The sequence below is a fragment of the Clostridium sp. YIM B02569 genome, assembly GCF_022320765.1.
GTDB classification, from domain to species: domain Bacteria; phylum Bacillota; class Clostridia; order Clostridiales; family Clostridiaceae; genus Clostridium; species Clostridium beijerinckii.
On the sequence record NZ_JAKJJX010000002.1, the window covers coordinates 290,582 to 309,438 of the forward strand.

General features: G+C 28.8%; 13 protein-coding genes. 11 read left to right on the forward strand and 2 right to left on the reverse strand.

Annotation, left to right across the window (positions count from 1 at the left end):
- Nucleotides 1–129: 129 nt before the first annotated feature.
- Together L3B96_RS02850 and L3B96_RS02855 are read left to right on the forward strand one after the other, a co-directional pair.
- The gene (locus L3B96_RS02850) at nucleotides 130–1,980 is read left to right on the forward strand and encodes a winged helix-turn-helix transcriptional regulator (RefSeq protein ID WP_238858770.1); all 1,851 of its coding nucleotides are present in this window, start codon (nucleotides 130–132) and stop codon (nucleotides 1,978–1,980) included.
- Nucleotides 1,981–2,103: 123 nt separating this feature from the next.
- The gene (locus L3B96_RS02855; protein ID WP_012060848.1) at nucleotides 2,104–2,799 is read left to right on the forward strand and encodes a sugar phosphate nucleotidyltransferase; all 696 of its coding nucleotides are present in this window, start codon (nucleotides 2,104–2,106) and stop codon (nucleotides 2,797–2,799) included.
- 119 nt (nucleotides 2,800–2,918) lie between these two features.
- Here the strand turns inward: L3B96_RS02855 and L3B96_RS02860 are convergent, their stop codons facing one another.
- Both L3B96_RS02860 and L3B96_RS02865 read right to left on the reverse strand, forming a co-directional pair.
- The gene (locus L3B96_RS02860) at nucleotides 2,919–3,614 is read right to left on the reverse strand and encodes an NAD(P)H-dependent oxidoreductase (RefSeq protein ID WP_065418418.1); all 696 of its coding nucleotides are present in this window, start codon (nucleotides 3,612–3,614) and stop codon (nucleotides 2,919–2,921) included.
- Nucleotides 3,615–3,620: 6 nt separating this feature from the next.
- Nucleotides 3,621–4,229 (reverse strand): TetR/AcrR family transcriptional regulator, encoded by a 609-nt coding sequence (locus L3B96_RS02865; RefSeq protein WP_238858771.1) that lies wholly within the window; start codon nucleotides 4,227–4,229, stop codon nucleotides 3,621–3,623.
- 473 nt (nucleotides 4,230–4,702) lie between these two features.
- On the opposite strand from L3B96_RS02865, the gene L3B96_RS02870 reads away from it, so the two are divergent.
- From L3B96_RS02870 to L3B96_RS02910, 9 genes are all read left to right on the forward strand, one after another.
- Nucleotides 4,703–6,163 (forward strand): oligosaccharide flippase family protein, encoded by a 1,461-nt coding sequence (locus L3B96_RS02870; RefSeq protein WP_238858772.1) that lies wholly within the window; start codon nucleotides 4,703–4,705, stop codon nucleotides 6,161–6,163.
- Nucleotides 6,164–6,576: 413 nt separating this feature from the next.
- On the forward strand, nucleotides 6,577–7,674 hold the full coding sequence (locus L3B96_RS02875; RefSeq protein ID WP_012060844.1) for a membrane protein: 1,098 nt from the start codon (nucleotides 6,577–6,579) through the stop codon (nucleotides 7,672–7,674).
- A 1-nt stretch (nucleotide 7,675) separates the two neighbouring features.
- Entirely contained in the window at nucleotides 7,676–7,942 is a 267-nt protein-coding gene (locus L3B96_RS02880; RefSeq protein WP_238858773.1) for a hypothetical protein, read from the forward strand.
- Nucleotides 7,943–8,358: 416 nt separating this feature from the next.
- A complete protein-coding gene (locus L3B96_RS02885) occupies nucleotides 8,359–10,761 on the forward strand; it encodes a diguanylate cyclase (RefSeq protein ID WP_238858774.1) in 2,403 nt (800 codons plus the stop codon).
- 209 nt (nucleotides 10,762–10,970) lie between these two features.
- Entirely contained in the window at nucleotides 10,971–13,136 is a 2,166-nt protein-coding gene (locus L3B96_RS02890) for a YhgE/Pip domain-containing protein (RefSeq protein WP_238858775.1), read from the forward strand.
- A 271-nt stretch (nucleotides 13,137–13,407) separates the two neighbouring features.
- The gene (locus L3B96_RS02895) at nucleotides 13,408–16,095 is read left to right on the forward strand and encodes a sigma-54-dependent transcriptional regulator (protein ID WP_238858776.1); all 2,688 of its coding nucleotides are present in this window, start codon (nucleotides 13,408–13,410) and stop codon (nucleotides 16,093–16,095) included.
- 432 nt (nucleotides 16,096–16,527) lie between these two features.
- Nucleotides 16,528–16,851, forward strand: coding sequence for a PTS lactose/cellobiose transporter subunit IIA (locus L3B96_RS02900; protein WP_238858777.1), 324 nt, complete (start codon nucleotides 16,528–16,530; stop codon nucleotides 16,849–16,851).
- Between the two features lie 77 nt (nucleotides 16,852–16,928).
- Entirely contained in the window at nucleotides 16,929–17,237 is a 309-nt protein-coding gene (locus L3B96_RS02905; RefSeq protein WP_238858778.1) for a PTS sugar transporter subunit IIB, read from the forward strand.
- A gap of 188 nt (nucleotides 17,238–17,425) precedes the next feature.
- The gene (locus tag L3B96_RS02910; RefSeq protein ID WP_238858779.1) at nucleotides 17,426–18,736 is read left to right on the forward strand and encodes a PTS sugar transporter subunit IIC; all 1,311 of its coding nucleotides are present in this window, start codon (nucleotides 17,426–17,428) and stop codon (nucleotides 18,734–18,736) included.
- The last annotated feature ends 121 nt before the right edge of the window (nucleotides 18,737–18,857 follow it).

The following is an 18,857-nucleotide window of genomic DNA, read 5'->3' on the forward strand; positions in this document are numbered from 1 at the left end:
GGCGAACTTTGGGGCAGAAATATACAAGGGAGTTTTTATTGACAACTGAAATTTTAGGGAATATAATAATTATAGTTCAAAATTCGAACAATAAATGCTATGTTTAATTAAAGGGGAGTTAGGTGTAATATGTTAGAAGATAGGATAGAAATTTTAAAGACGCTGAATGATAATTTTAATATTAATCAAAGAGAATTGGCTAAAAGAACTAATATATCACTTGGGAAGGTTAATGCGGTTTTAAAAGAATTTACCATGGATGGATTTATTGACAGAATAACAAATAATAGAGGAACTTTATATAAAGTAACTGAAAAGGGCATGAAGTTTTTAGAAGAAAATATTGCTTCTGCAAAAAGTACTAGATTAAAGATTCATGAAGAAGAGAAAAAAAAAGTTAAACAAGCTGTAATACTTGCAGCAGGTAAGGCAGAGGAATTTGGGAAACCTGTAGGAATGTTGGATATTGAAGACTTTAGGCTTATTGATAGAACTCTAAATATTTTAAAAGAAAATGGAATAACTAAGACCGTTATAGTAACTGGATATGAAAGTCAGTACTATGAAGAAGCTTTTAAAAATAGTAAAAATATAATATTAGTAAAGAGCGATACTTATAAGTGGACAGGAACAATGCATTCATTATCTTTAGCTAAAGATTATATAGATGATGATTTTTTACTTATTGAAAATGATTTGATTTTCGAAAAAAGAGCTATTAAGGAATTAGAAGAAAGTCCAAATCGTGATTGTATTCTTTTTACAAATGAAAGTGGATCAGGTGATGAAGCCTTTGTTGAAATAAGGGATAATCATTTATTTAAAATGTCTAAAGATATTCATCAATTTAATAGAATTGATGGAGAAATGATAGGACTTACTAAGATATCACATAAATTATATACAATGATGCTTGAAGAATTTAAAGGGAATGTAAATCCGTATTTAAATTATGAATATGTACTTTTAGATGTTGCTAGAAATTATAATATTGGTTTTGTTAAAATAGATGATCTTGCATGGGGGGATGCAGATAGTTCTAAGGAATATGAAAAAATCAAGAATTATCTTTATCCAACTATAAGAAGAAGAGAGTTAAGTTATGAGATAAGTAACATAAAATCTATTGTTAGAGAATCATTAAAAGTAACAGATGAAGATATTACAGAAGTTGAGCCAGCAGGTGGTATGACAAACAAAAATTATAAAATATGTGTTAAAGGTGATAGATACATATTAAGAGTCGCAGGTGTTGGAACGGAACAAATGATTAATAGAAACACAGAAATGTTTAATTCGGCGATTGCTTCTGAGAAAGGCTATAATGTAGAAGTACCTTATTTCAATCTTGAAACTGGAGTTAAAATATCTAAGTTTATAGAAAATGCTGAAACTTTAACTCATAGAAGTATTAAGAAAGAAGAAAACTTAAAGCAAGTTACAGCTATCTTAAGAGACTTGCATGAATGTACTGATTTTCATATGGATAATGAGTTTAGTATGTTTAGGGAACTTGAAAAATATGAAGGGATTTTAACAAAAGATAATGGAAACTTTTTTGAGGATTATGCTGAAGTAAGAGAAAAGGTTATGGATCTTGAAGAAGAATTAAATAGATGCAACAGAGTCTATGTACCATCTCATAATGATTTGGTTTCGGAAAACTTTGTTAAGGATACTGCAGGCAGAATTTATTTAATCGACTGGGAATACAGTGGGATCAACGATGATATGTGGGATTTGGCAGCTCTTTCTTTAGAAAATGAATTTTCAGAAGATGATATAGAGTTAATGTTTAGATTATATTTTAAAGGAAAAGATGCTGATAAAGATTCAAGAAGAAGATTATTAATTCATCAAATATGCCAAGATTTCTTATGGGCTGTTTGGACACTAATCAAGGAAGCAGAAGGAGACGATTTTGGTACTTATGGATTAGATAGATATAATAGAGCTAAGGAATATTTAAATAAACTTTAATTATAAATCAAATTTATAATTCTGGTTAGATATCACATAAGCCTAGGATATAACTTGTTTATTTATATGTATTGAAATTTAAGATGATTTATATATTTTTAATTAGCTGAGGAGAAGGTAGATATGAGAGCAATTTTAATGGCAGCGGGCATGGGAACAAGATTAAGACCATTAACTGAAAATACTCCAAAATCTTTAATAGAAGTCAATGGGATGTCTTTACTTGAAAGACAAATAATAAATTTAAAGGAGATTGGTATTAACGAGATTATAGTATTAACTGGATATCTCCATGAAAAGTTTGATGATATAGTTAAGAAATATAATTTAATCAAAGTGGTTAATGATAAATACGATATCTATAATAATATATATACTATGTATTTAGTTAGGCAATACCTTAGGGATGCATTTGTAATTGATGCAGATAACTATATTACAAGGAACTTCTTACCTAAAAGTAAACCAAAAACATCATTATATTATTCAGCTTGTAAAGAAAATATAATAGGTGAGTGGATTTTGAAATATGATGAAGATGGCAGAATACATAGTGTTGAAATTGGAAAAGAAGGAGATAAACCTGATTTTATAATGTCAGGAGCATCTTTTTGGACTGCTAAAGATGGCGAATTTATTTCTAATAAAGTTGAAGAAGCAATAAACAAAGGGGACTTTAGAGATTTATATTGGGATAGTATTGCTGTAGATAATCTTAAGGACATGGAAGTGCATATTGAAAAGATACAATCAAATGATATATTTGAAATAGATTCATTGGAGGATCTAGCATATCTGAAAAACGCACTTAAATTATAATTTAATGATATAAAAGCAAAATATAATATGGAAATATGAAAAACTACACTAAAATATACTTATTTTGATAAAGGTATATTTTTGTGTAGTTTTTTATGTAAAAATATATGTTTAAAAGGCTACTGAATATGTCTATTATGCAAATGAGATTGATATTTCCAGGAACTTAATTGTATAATATTTGGGCTGCTATCTATAAGAGCGTTATTATCTTTTGAAAAAATCACTTTCCTTAAAATTAATCTTTTCTTATTGTATGTACGATTATGTAGGCCTAATATTTTGTAGGAAAGTTTGAAAATATCCTTATGTATTCTCATTTTAGTTTTTAAACTCACATCTTCCCAACTTATCTCATAAAGAGTTCTACAAAACTTTAAAGTGTTTTTTATTCCTAATGAATTAAGATTTCTCTTTAGAATTTTAGATGTATAAAAAAGACCAGCACCAGAAGTCGTTGATATGGACAGTCCTATTTTATCATTTATCTGGGATCTTGAGCTACTTAATAGGTAACAACAAGATAGTCTGTGCAAAAACAGTTTCATTTCATTGCTAATATCACATTTTGATACTGGAGAAGCTATTATAAGTAAATCAGAGCTATCTAATGAATTTATGATGTACTCCATACCATTAACAGTTTTTGAATCAATATCGGGATAAGAAAGACGTCCATTGTAAATATAATCTTTTGATAAGAAAAATTCCGTGACTTTTAATTCAATATTAAGTTTAAGAGCATTTAGCAAGAGTTGCACACAATTATATGTATTTGTCTCGCTTGAGTTATCATAAATGACAATTACATTCACAAGTGATCATCCTTTCACTATATATGTGTCTTTGAATTCTGAAATATGATTTTCTAAGAATCTACGTTCTTTATCAGTTAAGTTTTCGTGCTTATAAAATAGTAAGAAAACTGGGGAGTAGAATTGAAGTGCTAATGTATAAGGGTCTTTTTTTATAAATACGTTTGAACTTATTAATTTTGAAAATACGTCAGCTTGAAAATCTAATATATCATCAATAAATATCTTATTATATAAATCTGAAAGTTCAGAGTTGTTGCATTGCTCTATTGTCAGCAATTTTCTGAATTTAATCATATTCTCGTCTTCTAAGTAAAAATTAAAAATGTATGAACTTTTTTTGAAAAAGTATTCGTCAGATAACCAATTTGTTTTATTAGGAAGATTCTCATCAGAATTATCCCTAATTTTTATACTGTTCAAAAATTTATTTACTAGATCTGAATATTTTTGGATTATAGTATCAAAAATATCTTGCTTATTTTTGAAGTGATTATAAAGAGAACTTGCTTTTATGCCAACTGCTTTGGCGATATCTCTAACAGATATTGCATCAAAACCTTTCCTTGAAAAAAGATTTAATGATTCAGATATAATTTTTTCTCTTGTATTCATAAAAACTCCTCACAAAAATATTATTGCATAACCTTAAAGTGCTTAATTTATATTAATATATATCAAACACAAATACATATAAATTATAATTAGAGTTTGAAAAATAAGCATAATATCGCACTACTATTATCTTATAATTTAAAACTAACAATCGTTAGTTTGATTATAACTCAAAATAAGGAAGAAGTCCATAAATTTTCAACACTTTCCATAGAATTTCTATATGAATTGACAACGAATAAACTAGAATGTACAATTGAAAAAGCGAAAAATATACACATATAAAAAAAGCGCGAAGCGCAACTAAGAACTTATATAAAAAAAGCGGGAAGCGCAATCAATAACTTGTTAAGTAGAAATAAATTTAATTGGAACTGTGCATTTTAATAAAATAATTTCTAATTTATCACAGTGCGCTCAAAGGTCATTAAATGTGCATTATTGATTAGAATACATATATGGAGGGCAAACAAATGGCTAAATCTATTTCAAAAAATGCGATATTCAAAGCAATGCTTAACTTATTTAACATAATATTACCGATTTTGGTAATTCCATTAGTTACCAGATCAGTTGGTAAAGAATTGTACGGTTATATGGGATATGGAGATTCTCTAACTGCATATTTTTTAATATTCGCAAGCTTTGGAATTTACCAGTATGGACTAAGAGAAATAAGTAAAGTTCGTGATGACAAGGCTAAACTTAGACAAACGTTTACGAGCTTGTTTCTTTTTGCAAGTGTTACTAATATCCTAGCTTCAGCTGCATACATGATATTTGTAGCTATTTTTTATAAAAATGAACCGTATTTTTATACATGTATAGTTATGGGATTTAATTTGGTATTTAATCTTTTTTATGTGGAATGGGTTAATGAAGCATTAGAAAATTATGATTTCATTGCTATTAAAACAATGATAGTTAGAATAGTATATTCTGCATTGATTTTGCTATTTGTTAGAAAACAAGAAGATTATTTGTTTTATTTATATTTAGTTATAGGATTTAATTTTATAAATAATATAATAAGTTTTGTATATGTAAAAAGAAAAGTAAGGTTTGATTTTTCTAATCTTGAATTTTTTAGACATTTAAAACCTATGTTTTACGTTGTAATTCTATCTAATACAGGAGTTTTATATACTCAGCTTGATAAAATTATGCTAAAAGACAGTATTGGAGGAACTACTGATGTTGGCTATTATTATATGGCCCAGAGAGTAACTACTATAGTAAGTACACTACTATTAACAGTTATTCAAGTTACTATGCCAAGGCTCTCTAACTACTTGGGAAATGAATCTAAAGGTGAGTATTTGGTCTTACTAAAAAGGGTTATAAAGATATATTTTCTGATTTTATTTCCAGCATCTATAGGTCTTTTGTGCCTTTCTAAAGAGGCTATATATATCTTTGGAGGACCAGAATTTTTAGCAGCAGTTCCGGTTATGGTTATATTTTCAATCCATATGTTAAGTGTTGGAGTGGAAGGGGTAATAGCGAATCAAATAATATATCTTCACGGAAAAGAAAAGTATGATGCAATGTTAGTATTAATTGGAGGAATACTTAATTTAATTTTTAATACAACATTATTTCTAACAGGAACATTTAATATGGTTACTGCTATAAGTACAACTCTTTTAGCAAATCTTATTGTAATAGGTTTAGAATATAGGCTGGTTAAGAAAGTTATAAAATTAGATATACATTTGTTCGCTTACGAGAATATAAAGTATTTCTATTATTCTTTAATATTCATTCCTATAACGTTTGGAATAAAGCTTGTTATACATAACATACTTTTTGGATGCGTAGTGGAGGTTTTTGCATGTGGCTTAATATATGCTGGAATTCTTATATTCACTAAAGATCAGGTGTTTTTTGAGCTGACAGACAAATTACTTTTGAAATTCAAGCTTAAAAGATAATTAAGAATTGAATAAGGTATAAAGGGGATATTATTTATTATATAACTCTTAAGTTAGAATCATGCGTTTATGAGTGCTGTTGGGGATTGACATGTAAAATGTTAAAGATATAGCGCTTTCAAAGGCATGATTTTTCATTGATCCCTTAAATATGAATGAGAATAAATCAGTTTGAATCTTTTTATGAGAATTTATAATATTTTTTGTGTGAACATATTGATTTGAACGATGAACAATGATAATATAATTTTGTTCACAAAATGAACTTAAAATTAAGGCTTAAATAAGTTTAATATATATTCATTTTGTTTATTATATAGTATAAGAAATAATTTAGTTTAAGAAGATTATTATAAGGTAGAAAACGCTAAAATTATACGAATAAGAAGTTATATTTAAGGGGGAGATTTTTGATGCAAAATATTATAAAAAATACCACAGTTAATGAAGCTGCGGTTATTGCAAAAAGGAAATTATCGGCACAATTTTTTAAAAAGGGTATTACAATAGCTTTATTTTCAGGTCTCATGTATGGATTCTACTCAGCATTTCTAACTTTGGGTATGACTAAAGGAGTTTGGGGAGATTGGACAGGAGTAAATTCAGCTGGTTTATCAGCTTTTGTTATTACGTATTTATTGGGGGCACTTGGAAGTGCAGTAAATGATGTTTGCAGCGCTGTATGGGCGGTGATTTATGCAATTATTAAAGGTAAGTTTGGGGATTTCTTAAGATGTATTAATACTACTCCAGGTCGTGTAATGATGTTAGCAGCTCTTATAGGAGGACCTATTGCTAGTACAGCTTATGTTATTGGGCTTCAGATGGCAGGCTCAATAGTTATTCCTATTACTGCTCTTTGTCCAGCTATTGGCGCTATTTTAGGCAGAATTTTATTCAAGCAGGAATTAAATAAACGTATGATATTGGGTATTGCTATTTGCGTTTGTGCAAGTTTTATGATCGGAAGTACAGGTATTACAGGGGATGCACCAAAAGGTATGCTATTAGGTATTTGCATTGCTTTCATCGCGGCTCTTGGATGGGGTTTTGAAGGTTGTGTAGCTGGCTATGGTACATCTATGATTGATTCAGAGATAGGTATTACCATTCGTCAGGCAACAGCAGGTCTTTCAAATTTAATTATATTCATTCCTATTTTAGGGATGATAGCAGGTGGAGTTAATATTTCAGCAGGACTTGTGGCTCAAGCATTTACAAGTGGTTCTGCTATGATTTGGTTTGCTGCAAGTGGCCTTTGTGCATTTATTTCATTTATGACATGGTATAAAGGAAATAGTATGTGTGGTGCTGCACTTGGTATGGCTTGTAATGGTACATATTCATTCTGGGGACCATTTTGCTGCTGGATATTACTTGGTGTAATCTTTGGAATAGATGGGTGGTCTCTACCTCCAATCGCTTGGGGAGCAGCAGTACTAATGATAGTTGGCATATTAGTAATTGCAATGAATCCGCTTGATTTATTCAGAAAAAAGGAGGTAAGATAGTATGAAACCACTTAATTATGCTATTTTAAAATACTTTACGAAAGTTCCTGAAGCTTGTGCAGAAGACGTTATTGAAGCTTTAAAAGGTGAGTATGGTAAATTTAAAGCCCTTAAAAGAGATGCCGTAATTTCAGCACTAATGACGGCAGAAGCTAATGGACTTTTAGAAGAAACAAGGTTTGATATGGATGAATCAGGCAACTTAAGAGTTTATTATCATGCAAATGAAGAAGGAGCAGCTACAATTAATAAATATATTAGAGACTAATGACTATATATTTGTGCTAAGGAAAAAATGAATAATAGCGATTTAATCATAGAATAAAAGACAATAATATATTTTAAAGTTTAAATATATAAAATGCACAACTCATACTGAGTGGTTAGGAATAAGGCACATAAACTTTTATTGTGCTTAAGGTTTATTAAAACCAAGATCTCTAATCATCCAATATGAGTTGTGTATTCTTTTTTTGTTACAGAACACTAGTTTAAGTTGTAAAATTCAGATATAGAACTTTTCGAAATAATTATTAAATGATAAAGAAGAATGCAATATTGATATTAAATTGGTTATAACTACAAAAAAACATAATAATTAATATAATATATATAAAATAATTATAAAATCTGATAAAATTAATATATAATTTGTCTATTAATGATATATTAATGAGGTGAAAGATGAATATTAGAAGAAAGTTTATAGTGTTCTCTATATTATGGGGAATAATTCCTGCAATTATTTCGACAAGTATATGTATTTCAAATTTTAATTCTAGAAATTTAGAATTAACTAAGCAGAATGTTGAAACATTTTCCAAGGATCAATCTATACATTTAAAAGCTTTTTTTGATGAAAATATTAGCAATCTTAATAACGATACCAATATACCAGCGGTCAAGGAATTATTAACTGCGTTAAATAATAAGGAAGATATAGAAGCTAAAAGTCATGATATACAAGTTCTAAATGAAATCTTAGCTGGCAGAAAACAAGGAGAGTTTTTTTTAAGCAGAGAGATACTTGTTGGCAAAGAGGGTCTAATTATTGCATGTGGTGATAGTGATTTCATAAATAAAAAGGTTATGATTTCTAATAATGAAGTGGAGAAGCTTAAGCAAAACGAAGTTGTTGTAACAAACATTATAGAAAGAGAAGATTTTAATAATGGAGCTAAAAGTGCGGTAATTGCAAGCCCAATATTTTTAGAAGGCAAATACCAAGGTTTTATAGCTAATATAATAAATATGAATTATTTTGAAGAACTTGTAAACGATGTTAGCTTTTTTGATACTGGAAGAATACTAATAATGGACCAAAATGGCGCTGTTGCAGCTGGAACTAGCAATAATATAAAAGAAAATATAAAAAAGATAAATGTTCCTAATAATTTGTACGAGCAGTGGGAAAAGATAGATTTTGATAGTACACCTAATGGAATAATCGAATATAAAATTAATAACACTGAAAAGATAGGATATTATTCAAGGATTAGTAATACTGGCTGGATAGTATTAAGTGCAATTGAATTATCAGAATTTAAGACGCCAACTGAGAGAACTATAAAGAATACCGTGGCATTTTTTATAATTATTTCACTATTAATAACAGTATCATATTTATTTATAGTTAATTATTTCTCTAAGCCTATATATAAATTATTGGAGGTAATTAGAAAAATAAAACAAGGTAATATGGATGATCGATTTATATATAACAAGGAGGATGAATTTGGAGAAATAGCAACAGCATTTAATGGGCTGATGGATACTATAGAAAAGAATAAAAAGCATATAGAAGAAAAAAATAGAAGGCTACAATCTCTAACATCCAATATACCAGGCGGAGTATATACGTGCAAAATAGAAAATGGAGAATATATTTTAGATTTTGTAAGTAGTGGGTGTCTAAGCATTTTAGGTTACAAAGAAGATGAATTTACTGAAAATCAAAGGCGTAAAAAATTAATTGAATTAATTTGCGAGGCTGATAGAGAAAGAGTAATGAGGGAGATAAGAGAACAAATAAGTAAATATGGTAAGTACACTGTAGAATACAGGGTTAAAAGGAGTGATGGAGTCAATGTATGGTTATTAGATAACGGTCAAATAGTAGAAAATAGCTATGGTAAATTATTTAGCTACAGCGTAGTAATAAATATAACTGAATCCAAAATAACTCAAGAAGAGCTTAGAATGAGTGAGGAGCGCTATCGTATAATTATGTCTCAAACAGAAGACGCAATTTTTGAATGGAATATCCCAAAAGATACTGTTTATTTTTCTGGAAATTGGGAAAATAAGTTTAGCTATAAATCAGTTGTAAACAATGTTAGTGAGATCATATATAAAACAGATTATATTTATAATGATGATATAAAGAATTTTGGAAAATTGCTTAATGGTATTATATATGGGGATACATATAAAGAAGCTGAAATTAGAATAAAGAAAAATACTAATGAATATATTTGGTGCAAAATAAGAATAACTGCCATGTTTGATGAAAATGGAGATATATTTAAGGCCATAGGGATAATTATTGATATTGATGAAGAAAAGAGAGAGAATGAAAAACTTTTATTTAAAGCACAAAGAGATAGTTTAACTAGCTTATATAATAAAGGAACAGTACAAAATATGATTGAAGAATATATGAAAAGTGCTAAGAAAGGCGATAGTGGAGCGCTATTTGTTGTAGATCTTGATAATTTTAAAGCTGTAAATGATAATTTAGGTCATCTAGCAGGAGATTTTGTTTTAACTGACATTTCACTAATGTTTTCAGAGATATTCAAAGAAGATTCTATTGTAGGACGAATAGGTGGAGATGAATTTGTGATATTCCTTAAAAATATTACATCGGAAGAGTTATTAATTGAAAAAGCAAAAGATCTAATGAATGGTTTTAGGAGTAATAATACCGATGAAGTTTTAAGTCAAAAAGTTTCTGGAAGCATAGGAATAGCAAAATATCCAGAGCATGGTAAGAGTTTTAAGGAACTTTTTACAAATGCGGATAAAGCAGTCTACTTAGCAAAAAGTAAAGGTAAAAATAATTATTGCATTTTTGAAGAAAATTAATTATACGAATAATAAGATAATACTGATAGGATAGTTCTCATCAGTATTATTTTTGATTAGAATCTATTGCTGAGTTGTCGTAGTAAAATCATAAAAGTGCTTTTGAATTATTTAATACTTTAATGGAGAACATAAACTTAGCATTGTTATACTTGTATTGTTTAATTGTGCCTTAACATTAAGTTCAAGAAGGAAGGTATGCAAAAGTTATGAGTACAATATTTAAAATTTACAAAAGGGATATAAGAAAAATAACAACTAATATTCCTCTCATGATTATAATAGTAGGGTTACTTTTCGTACCTGCTTTATATGCATGGATTAATATAATAGCTTCTTGGGATCCATATGGAAACACCAAAGGACTTTTAGTAGCAGTAGTAAATAATGATGAAGGCTCTCAATTTCAAAACCTAGACATTAATATAGGTAGAGAGGTAATAGATAAGCTAAAAGGTAATGAAAGCATTGGATGGACTTTTGTTAATGAGGATGAAGCAGAAAGTGGAGTAAAATATGGCAAGTATTATGCTAGTATAACTATACCTGAAGATTTTTCAAGTAATCTTCTCTCAGTTGCAGCAAATGGGGAACCTAAAAAAGCTAAACTTATTTATTCTGTTAACGAAAAAATTAATGCTATAGCACCTAAAATTACAAAAAGCGGATTAACCAGTTTACAAAATGAAATAACTAGTTCTGTTACTGAAGAAGTAAGCAGTACTGTGCTTAATTATATGAATGCTTATGGTATTGAACTTGAGAAAATTAAGCCTCAGCTAGAAGAACTTATGAATATTATAAATGACATAGATAATAACCTACCTCAAATTGGTGAAGGCATAAATAATGCTTATAATGGGGCAGTAGATCTAAATAACTTTATACAAAATATTCAAGGGAATATACCTAATATAACAAATTCGCTTAACAACGCTCAAAATGCTGTTCAATCCAGTAATGACTTTTTTATTAAGGTTAATGACACAATAAAAAATATATCTCCGTATGTTAGAACAGATTTAGCTACAGTAAAGGCTAATTCTACTGCAACAAGAGATGCACTTAACGGTATTAATAATTCCGTTGATACAGATGCTAAGGGGCAGCAGGATATTCTAAGATTAGCTTCAACTAAAATGAATAATGCACTATCTGCTGTTAATAATGATATAAATATACTTCAGTCTGTAAATAATATTTTACATAGTAGTGCAATATCTAATTCTATAAATAAAATGCAAAATATTAGGGATCAATTAGTTCAAAATAAATTAAATTTAGATGCTTTGATAACTACATTAAGTAATGGTAATAAAATTTCTTCCGATGCAGTAGAATCTCTAGTACAAGGGATAGATAAAACATCACAACTTATTGATGATTCAATAAATAATTTTGACAGCGCTATTTCGCCAGCAATAAATAGTCTTGTGAACAATACAACAAATATGGCAAACAACTCATTAACACTTTTAGAAAGTGCAAAAAATAATATACCTTTAATAAATAGTCTGTTAAAAGATGCTAATATTGGTACTGATTTAGGGGCAGAACAGATTAAAAATATTAAAGATAAATTTCCAAAAACTGAGGAGACTATCCACAGTAATGTTGAAAAATTTAAAAGTTTGAGTAATGATGAAAAATTCAACGAACTCACAGGTCTTCTACAGAAAAATACAAAGGATGTAAGTGATTTTCTGGCAAATCCAATTGAGCCAGTTCAAAATAGGGTATTTCCTATACCTAATTATGGATCAGCTATGGCTCCATTTTACAGTACTCTTGCTATATGGGTAGGTGGATTTACATTACTTTCTATACTGTCTGTCCATGTGGAAGCGCTGGATGATGTCAAGAATTTAGGAACTACAAAAATGTTTTTTGGCAGGTTCTTAACTCTTGCAACCCTTTCATTACTCCAAGCCATTATTATTGTTTTAGGAAATTTATTTTTTATTAAAACTTATTCTGTAAGTCCAGTAATACTTTTAATATTTTCTATGTATGTAAGTATAATTTTCATAATGATTATATACACTTTGGTATCAGTATTTGGGAATGTGGGTAAAGCTTTAGCTTTAATTATAATGGTGCTTCAAGTTTCAGCATCAGGAGGAACTTTCCCAATACAGCTTACGCCTAAGTTTTTTCAAAATATAAGTCCAATGCTTCCTTTTACATATGCCATAGGAGGAATGAGAGAGGCAGTGGGTGGAATTATCTGGAGTTCCTTATATTACAATATTGGAATTTTATCTATATATTTTTTCCTCTCAATAATTATTGCTGTATTTTTAAAAGAAAAGATGAATAAGAAGTCAGAAAAATTTGTTAATAGTATGAGGGAAAGCGGATTAGTAGGAGAGTGAAGATAAACGCTAATCAAATTATGTTCATTTTATGTAAATGTATGAGCTTAATTTAATTGCTTGAGGTAGGTATTTACAAGAAAGTAAAAAAGCAATAAGATAATTTGTAATTGGACTATTAAAAACAAATATTATTATTGTCATTAATAAAGTAGGCGAGACTAATAAATAGTATGTTATTATATTACTATGTATAGAGTCTCGCTTTATATATTTTAAGTTAAGTAGTATATGCAAAAATATTTTAAGTTAATGGGGGGGGATTAATGAGATGAGAAGAATTGAATTAATTCTTGCAAAGTTAAGAGAAATAAAAGATTTGTTTCCAAATGGAATTTCTGCATTAGAAATTGCGGATGAGTTAAACCTTAGCAGAGCAAATGTAAGTAATGATTTAAATAAATTAGTAAGTGATGGGAAGGCAGTAAAGATAAAGGGAAAGCCGACACTATTTATTGCAATAGACGAGGAAAACGTTACCTCAAATTTATCAGTCATAAATAAGTTTTCGGAAGTTAACCCTAGTCTATATTCAGCAGTAGAGCAAGCAAAAGCCGCAATATTGTATCCACCAAATGGAATGAATATATTATTACTTGGGGAAACAGGAGTTGGTAAATCGACTTTTGCAGGACTAATCTATAAATATGCCATTGAAATGAATGTGAAATCTAAAGATAGTCCTTTTATAACATTTAATTGTGCAGATTATGCAAATAATCCTCAGTTATTACTTGGGCAATTATTCGGAGTAAAAAAAGGTGCTTATACAGGGGCGGATTTTGACAAGGTCGGTTTGCTAGAGAAAGCTAATGGAGGAATTTTATTTCTTGATGAGGTTCATAGATTGCCTGCAGAAGGGCAGGAGATGTTCTTTACATTTATGGATAGAGGGGTATATAGAAGGCTTGGAGAAACAGAAAGTGAAAGAAATGCAAGTGTTCTTATAATAACGGCTACTACAGAGGATCCAAATACTACATTGCTGAAAACATTTACTCGAAGAATTCCTATGGTTATAACAATACCATCATTAAAGAATAGAGGAATGGAAGAACGATTCAATCTAATAAAACAATTTATGATTGAAGAGTCAGGAAGACTTGGGAAAAGTATTAAGGTGTCAGTAAACTCGATAAAAGCTTTTTTATCATATAATTGTGAGAACAATGTAGGGCAGTTAAGATCTGATATACAATTAGCTTGTGCTAAAGCATATGCTGATTTTCTGTCGAATAGAAAAGATGTAATAAAGATAAATAGTATAGATTTACCGCTATATATAAGGGAAGGTTTATATAAAGAGATAGAACATAGACAGTTATGGAACAAATTGATTGATATAAATAAGAGATATCTAATATTTGATAAGGATGAAGATAGGGAGATATTTGAAGAAGGTACTAATGATAGCAATATCTATGAGATGTTAGATTTAAGGACAAATGAACTTAAAGCAAAGGGAATAAAAGGAGAACATCTAGAGGAAGAAATAGAAAAAGATATTGAAGATTATTTTAAAAAATATATTAACGATTTTAGTACTAAAGTTGATATGACCAATATAAAAAACATCGTAGAGAAAGATGTTATGGATATAATAGAGGAGATTATTTTATTCTGCGAAGAAGAACTGGGAATAAAGCTAGACAAAAAAATAAGTTATGGGTTAGCAGTTCATATTAGTAATTCAATAGATAGAATAAGGAGAAATAAAAAAATTGTTAATCCTAAATTAAGTAGTATTAGAGAAGAAAATAAAAAAGAATTTAGTGTGGCTTTAGATGCTTTGAAGATGATAGAGAGATCAATTGATATAAGTATGCCAATTGATGAAGCCGGATTTATAGCTATGTTCTTAAGTTATAATTATAGAAACTTAAGATATATACAAAATGATGTGAAGATAATAATAATTGCCCACGGTATTAGTACTGCGACATCAATGGCTGAGGCAGTTAATAGTCTGCTTGGAACAGAAAATACTGAGGGTATTAATGCACCCATAGAAGAAAAGCCTGAGAAGATATTAGAGAAAACTATAGAATATATTAGAGAACAAAAAATTAAATCGGATATATTATTTTTAGTAGATATGGGATCACTTACGACTTTTGGAAAAGAAGTAGAAAACATATTTAATATAAAAACTAGAACCATACCATTAGTTAGCACTTTGCATGCATTAGAAGCAACAAGAAAATCTATGATGGGATATTCTTTGGACGAAATATATAGAGAAACACTAGATGTTAATAGTTTATATGATGATAATGTTGCAGACATAGATTATAAGGAAAACGAGAAAGATAAAAGATTAGCAATAGTAACAGTGTGTACAACTGGTGAAGGTGGAGCTAAGACTATTAAGGGAATATTGGAACGAAATCTAACTTTTGATAAAAATGTAATAGAAATTGTGCCTATAAATTTTATAGGCAAAGAAAATGTATATGAAAGAATAGAAAAATTAAGGAATAAATACGAAATTATTTGTTTTGTCGGACCTTTTGAATTAGATGTAAATAGTCCGCAGTTTTCGCTAGATGATATTATAGATGGAGATTGTGCTAAGGATATACAAAACCTTATTGATGCAGAAGAAACATATATAAAAATGGAGGAAACTTTAGAGCGTGATTTAAAAAATGTTGATGGAATAATGGTACTAAAGAGTATAAAGAAATTCAATAGAACTGTTACTGAAGAATTAAAGGTTAATATAAAGATTAATATTCTAATTGGAATAACACTTCATATGGCGTGTGTAATAGATAGATATAAGGAAGGTAAAATTACCTTAGAATTTGAAGGGAAAAAGGATTATATAAAAAATAATTTAAATTTATATAAAATTGTGAAAAATGCATGTGCACCTATAAATACAAAGTATTCAATTAGTGTTTCAGATGATGAAATATGTTATTTGATGACATTCTTTGATAGTAATAACATTTAATAAATGAATCATGGAAAAATAAGAAATATATAAATATCTATTCTGTGGGATAACTAGTAATCTTACTTTATAGATATTTATATTTTTTTTTGTTTAAATTTATAGACCAAGTTTTATAATTTAGTGCAAAATATTTTCTTGAATCTATAATAGCTAAAAAATTGGGTATAAAACATATAATAAATACACAAAATAAAACACATTGACCATTTGTTTTAAAAAAATTGTGAAAAAGTAAAACACATAATAATTGTTTTTAAAGTGTTTTATTATCCTCAAAAGTGCATAAATGCTACGATTGAACTCATAATCACATTTTTATTTCTGCATCAGAAACTTGGCACGGTTATTGCTTTATATATAAGCATAAGAAAAACAAAACAAAATTAATATAAAGTGTAAAAACAAAAAGTATTAAAAGGAGAGAGCAAAATGGAAGAATTAGAATTAGCAATCATGAATATTATAATAAACGCTGGAGACTGCAAAAATCATGCTTATATGGCTCTTAATAATGTAAACGAAGGAAATTATAAGGAAGCTGAAAAAGAAATGCAATTAGCAAATGATGCATTAGCTAAAGCTCATGAAGGTCAGACAATGTTTCTTCATAAAGAAGCTAATGGAGAAAAAGTTGATATATCGGTTTTATTTGTACATGCACAAGATCATTTAATGACAGCAATAACTGAAAAGAATTTAATTGAACAAATAATGGAATTAAGGAAAATTATAAATACATTAGTAAAACAATAAAAGAGATATAAATTTAATTAATCAACAACTATAATTCTTATTTTAATAAACTATATATATTTAAGGAGGAATCAACTATGATGAAAATTAGATTATTTTGCGCAGCAGGAATGTCAACAAGTCTTTTAGTTAGTAAAATGAAGGATGCAGCTAAGGTCAAAGGTGTAGAAGTAGATATAGAAGCTTTTCCAGAAGGACAAATGGATAAACATCTAGAAAATGTAAACGTTGCGCTATTAGGGCCACAAGTTGGATATACATTAGGAAAAGCAAAAAAGATATGTGAACCACTTGGAATTCCAGTGGATGTAATACCAATGGTTGATTATGGAATGATGAATGGAGCAAAAGTGCTAGAATTTGCACTAAATTTAGCTAATAAATAAGAACTGAATTTATATAGAAAAATGTAATGTAAAACTGAATTATTGTACAAAGTTCTATATAGTTATTTAAGATATTAGCAGGCTATATGGAAAGTTGTAACTTTAATATAAAAGATAATATTAAGCCTAACATATTTATTATTATATATTCTGACTATCATATTATATTTAATTAAGGAGGAATCATTATGTCAATTGGAAATACCCTAAATGAAAAGGTTATACCAGTAGTTATGAAGTTTGTTAACCTAAAAGGTGTTATAGCATTAAAAGACGGTATTTTATTTACATTACCTTTTATTATGGTAGGATCAGTATTTTTATTACTTGCACAAATACCATATCAGCCATTTAACGATTGGATGGCTAGTCAGCTTGGACCGGGATGGACAGAGCCATTATTTCAAGCTTATGGAGCTACATTCTCAATAATTGCATTTATTGCGGCAATAGGTATAGCATATACCTATGCGAAAAACGAGGGACATGAACCTCTATCTGCAGGAATAATATCATTTGTAGTATTTTTATTAACAACTAATTCTTATGTGATGACTAAGGGCGGAGAAAAAGTAAGCGATGTTATTAGTAAAGAATTTGCTGGTGGAAAAGGAATGGTTACAGCAATTATTATTGGTTTAGTTGTAGGCGCAATTTACTCATGGTTCATGAAAAGGAAGATTACAATTAAAATGCCAGCTGGTGTACCACAAGGGGTTGCAAACTCATTTGCATCATTAATACCAGCAGCAGTTATAGTACTTGGAGCAACAATACTTTATAGTATTCTTAAGTATGGAATGAATACAACATTTATAGAACTAATATATAAGTTAATACAAACACCATTACAAGGAATGACAGATTCTCTAGGCGGAGTTATTGTTATGACATTTATAATCCCATTCTTATGGTGGTTCGGAGTACATGGATCATCAATTATAAGTGGTATAATGACAGGAATACTAACATCAAATGCAATGGAAAACCAAGCTATAGTTAATAGTGGAAGAGCACTTACAGTAGCTAATGGCGGTCATATAGTAACACAACAATTTTTAGATAATATGATTGGTATGACAGGTTCAGGTGTAACAATAGGACTTGTAATATGTATGTTATTGTTTGCGAAATCAGCACAAAGCAAAGAATTAGGTAAATTAGCTATAGTACCAGGATTCTTCAATATAAATGAACCAGTTTCATTTGGAACGCCAATAGTAATGAATCCATTTATGGCAATACCATTTATACTTACTCCAATGGTTACAGGGTTAATAACTTATTTTGCAATGTATACAGGGTTAGTTCCATTATTTACTGGAGTATTAGTTCCATGGACAACACCACCAATAATAGCAGGACTTATATTAGGTGGATGGAAAATGGCGTTATTGCAATTAGTAATTATGGCAATATCATTTGTTATTTACTACCCATTCTTTAAGAAACAAGATGCTTTAAACTTTAAAAATGAACAGGCAGCACAAAATGCATAAAATTGAAATTTAATATAGATTAAATCAAGAACATTTTTAAAAATTAATAGTCGTAATTTAATTAAAGCTAAATTATTATTACTTTTGCTATAATAAATAGCCTCCATATAAAATAGTTATT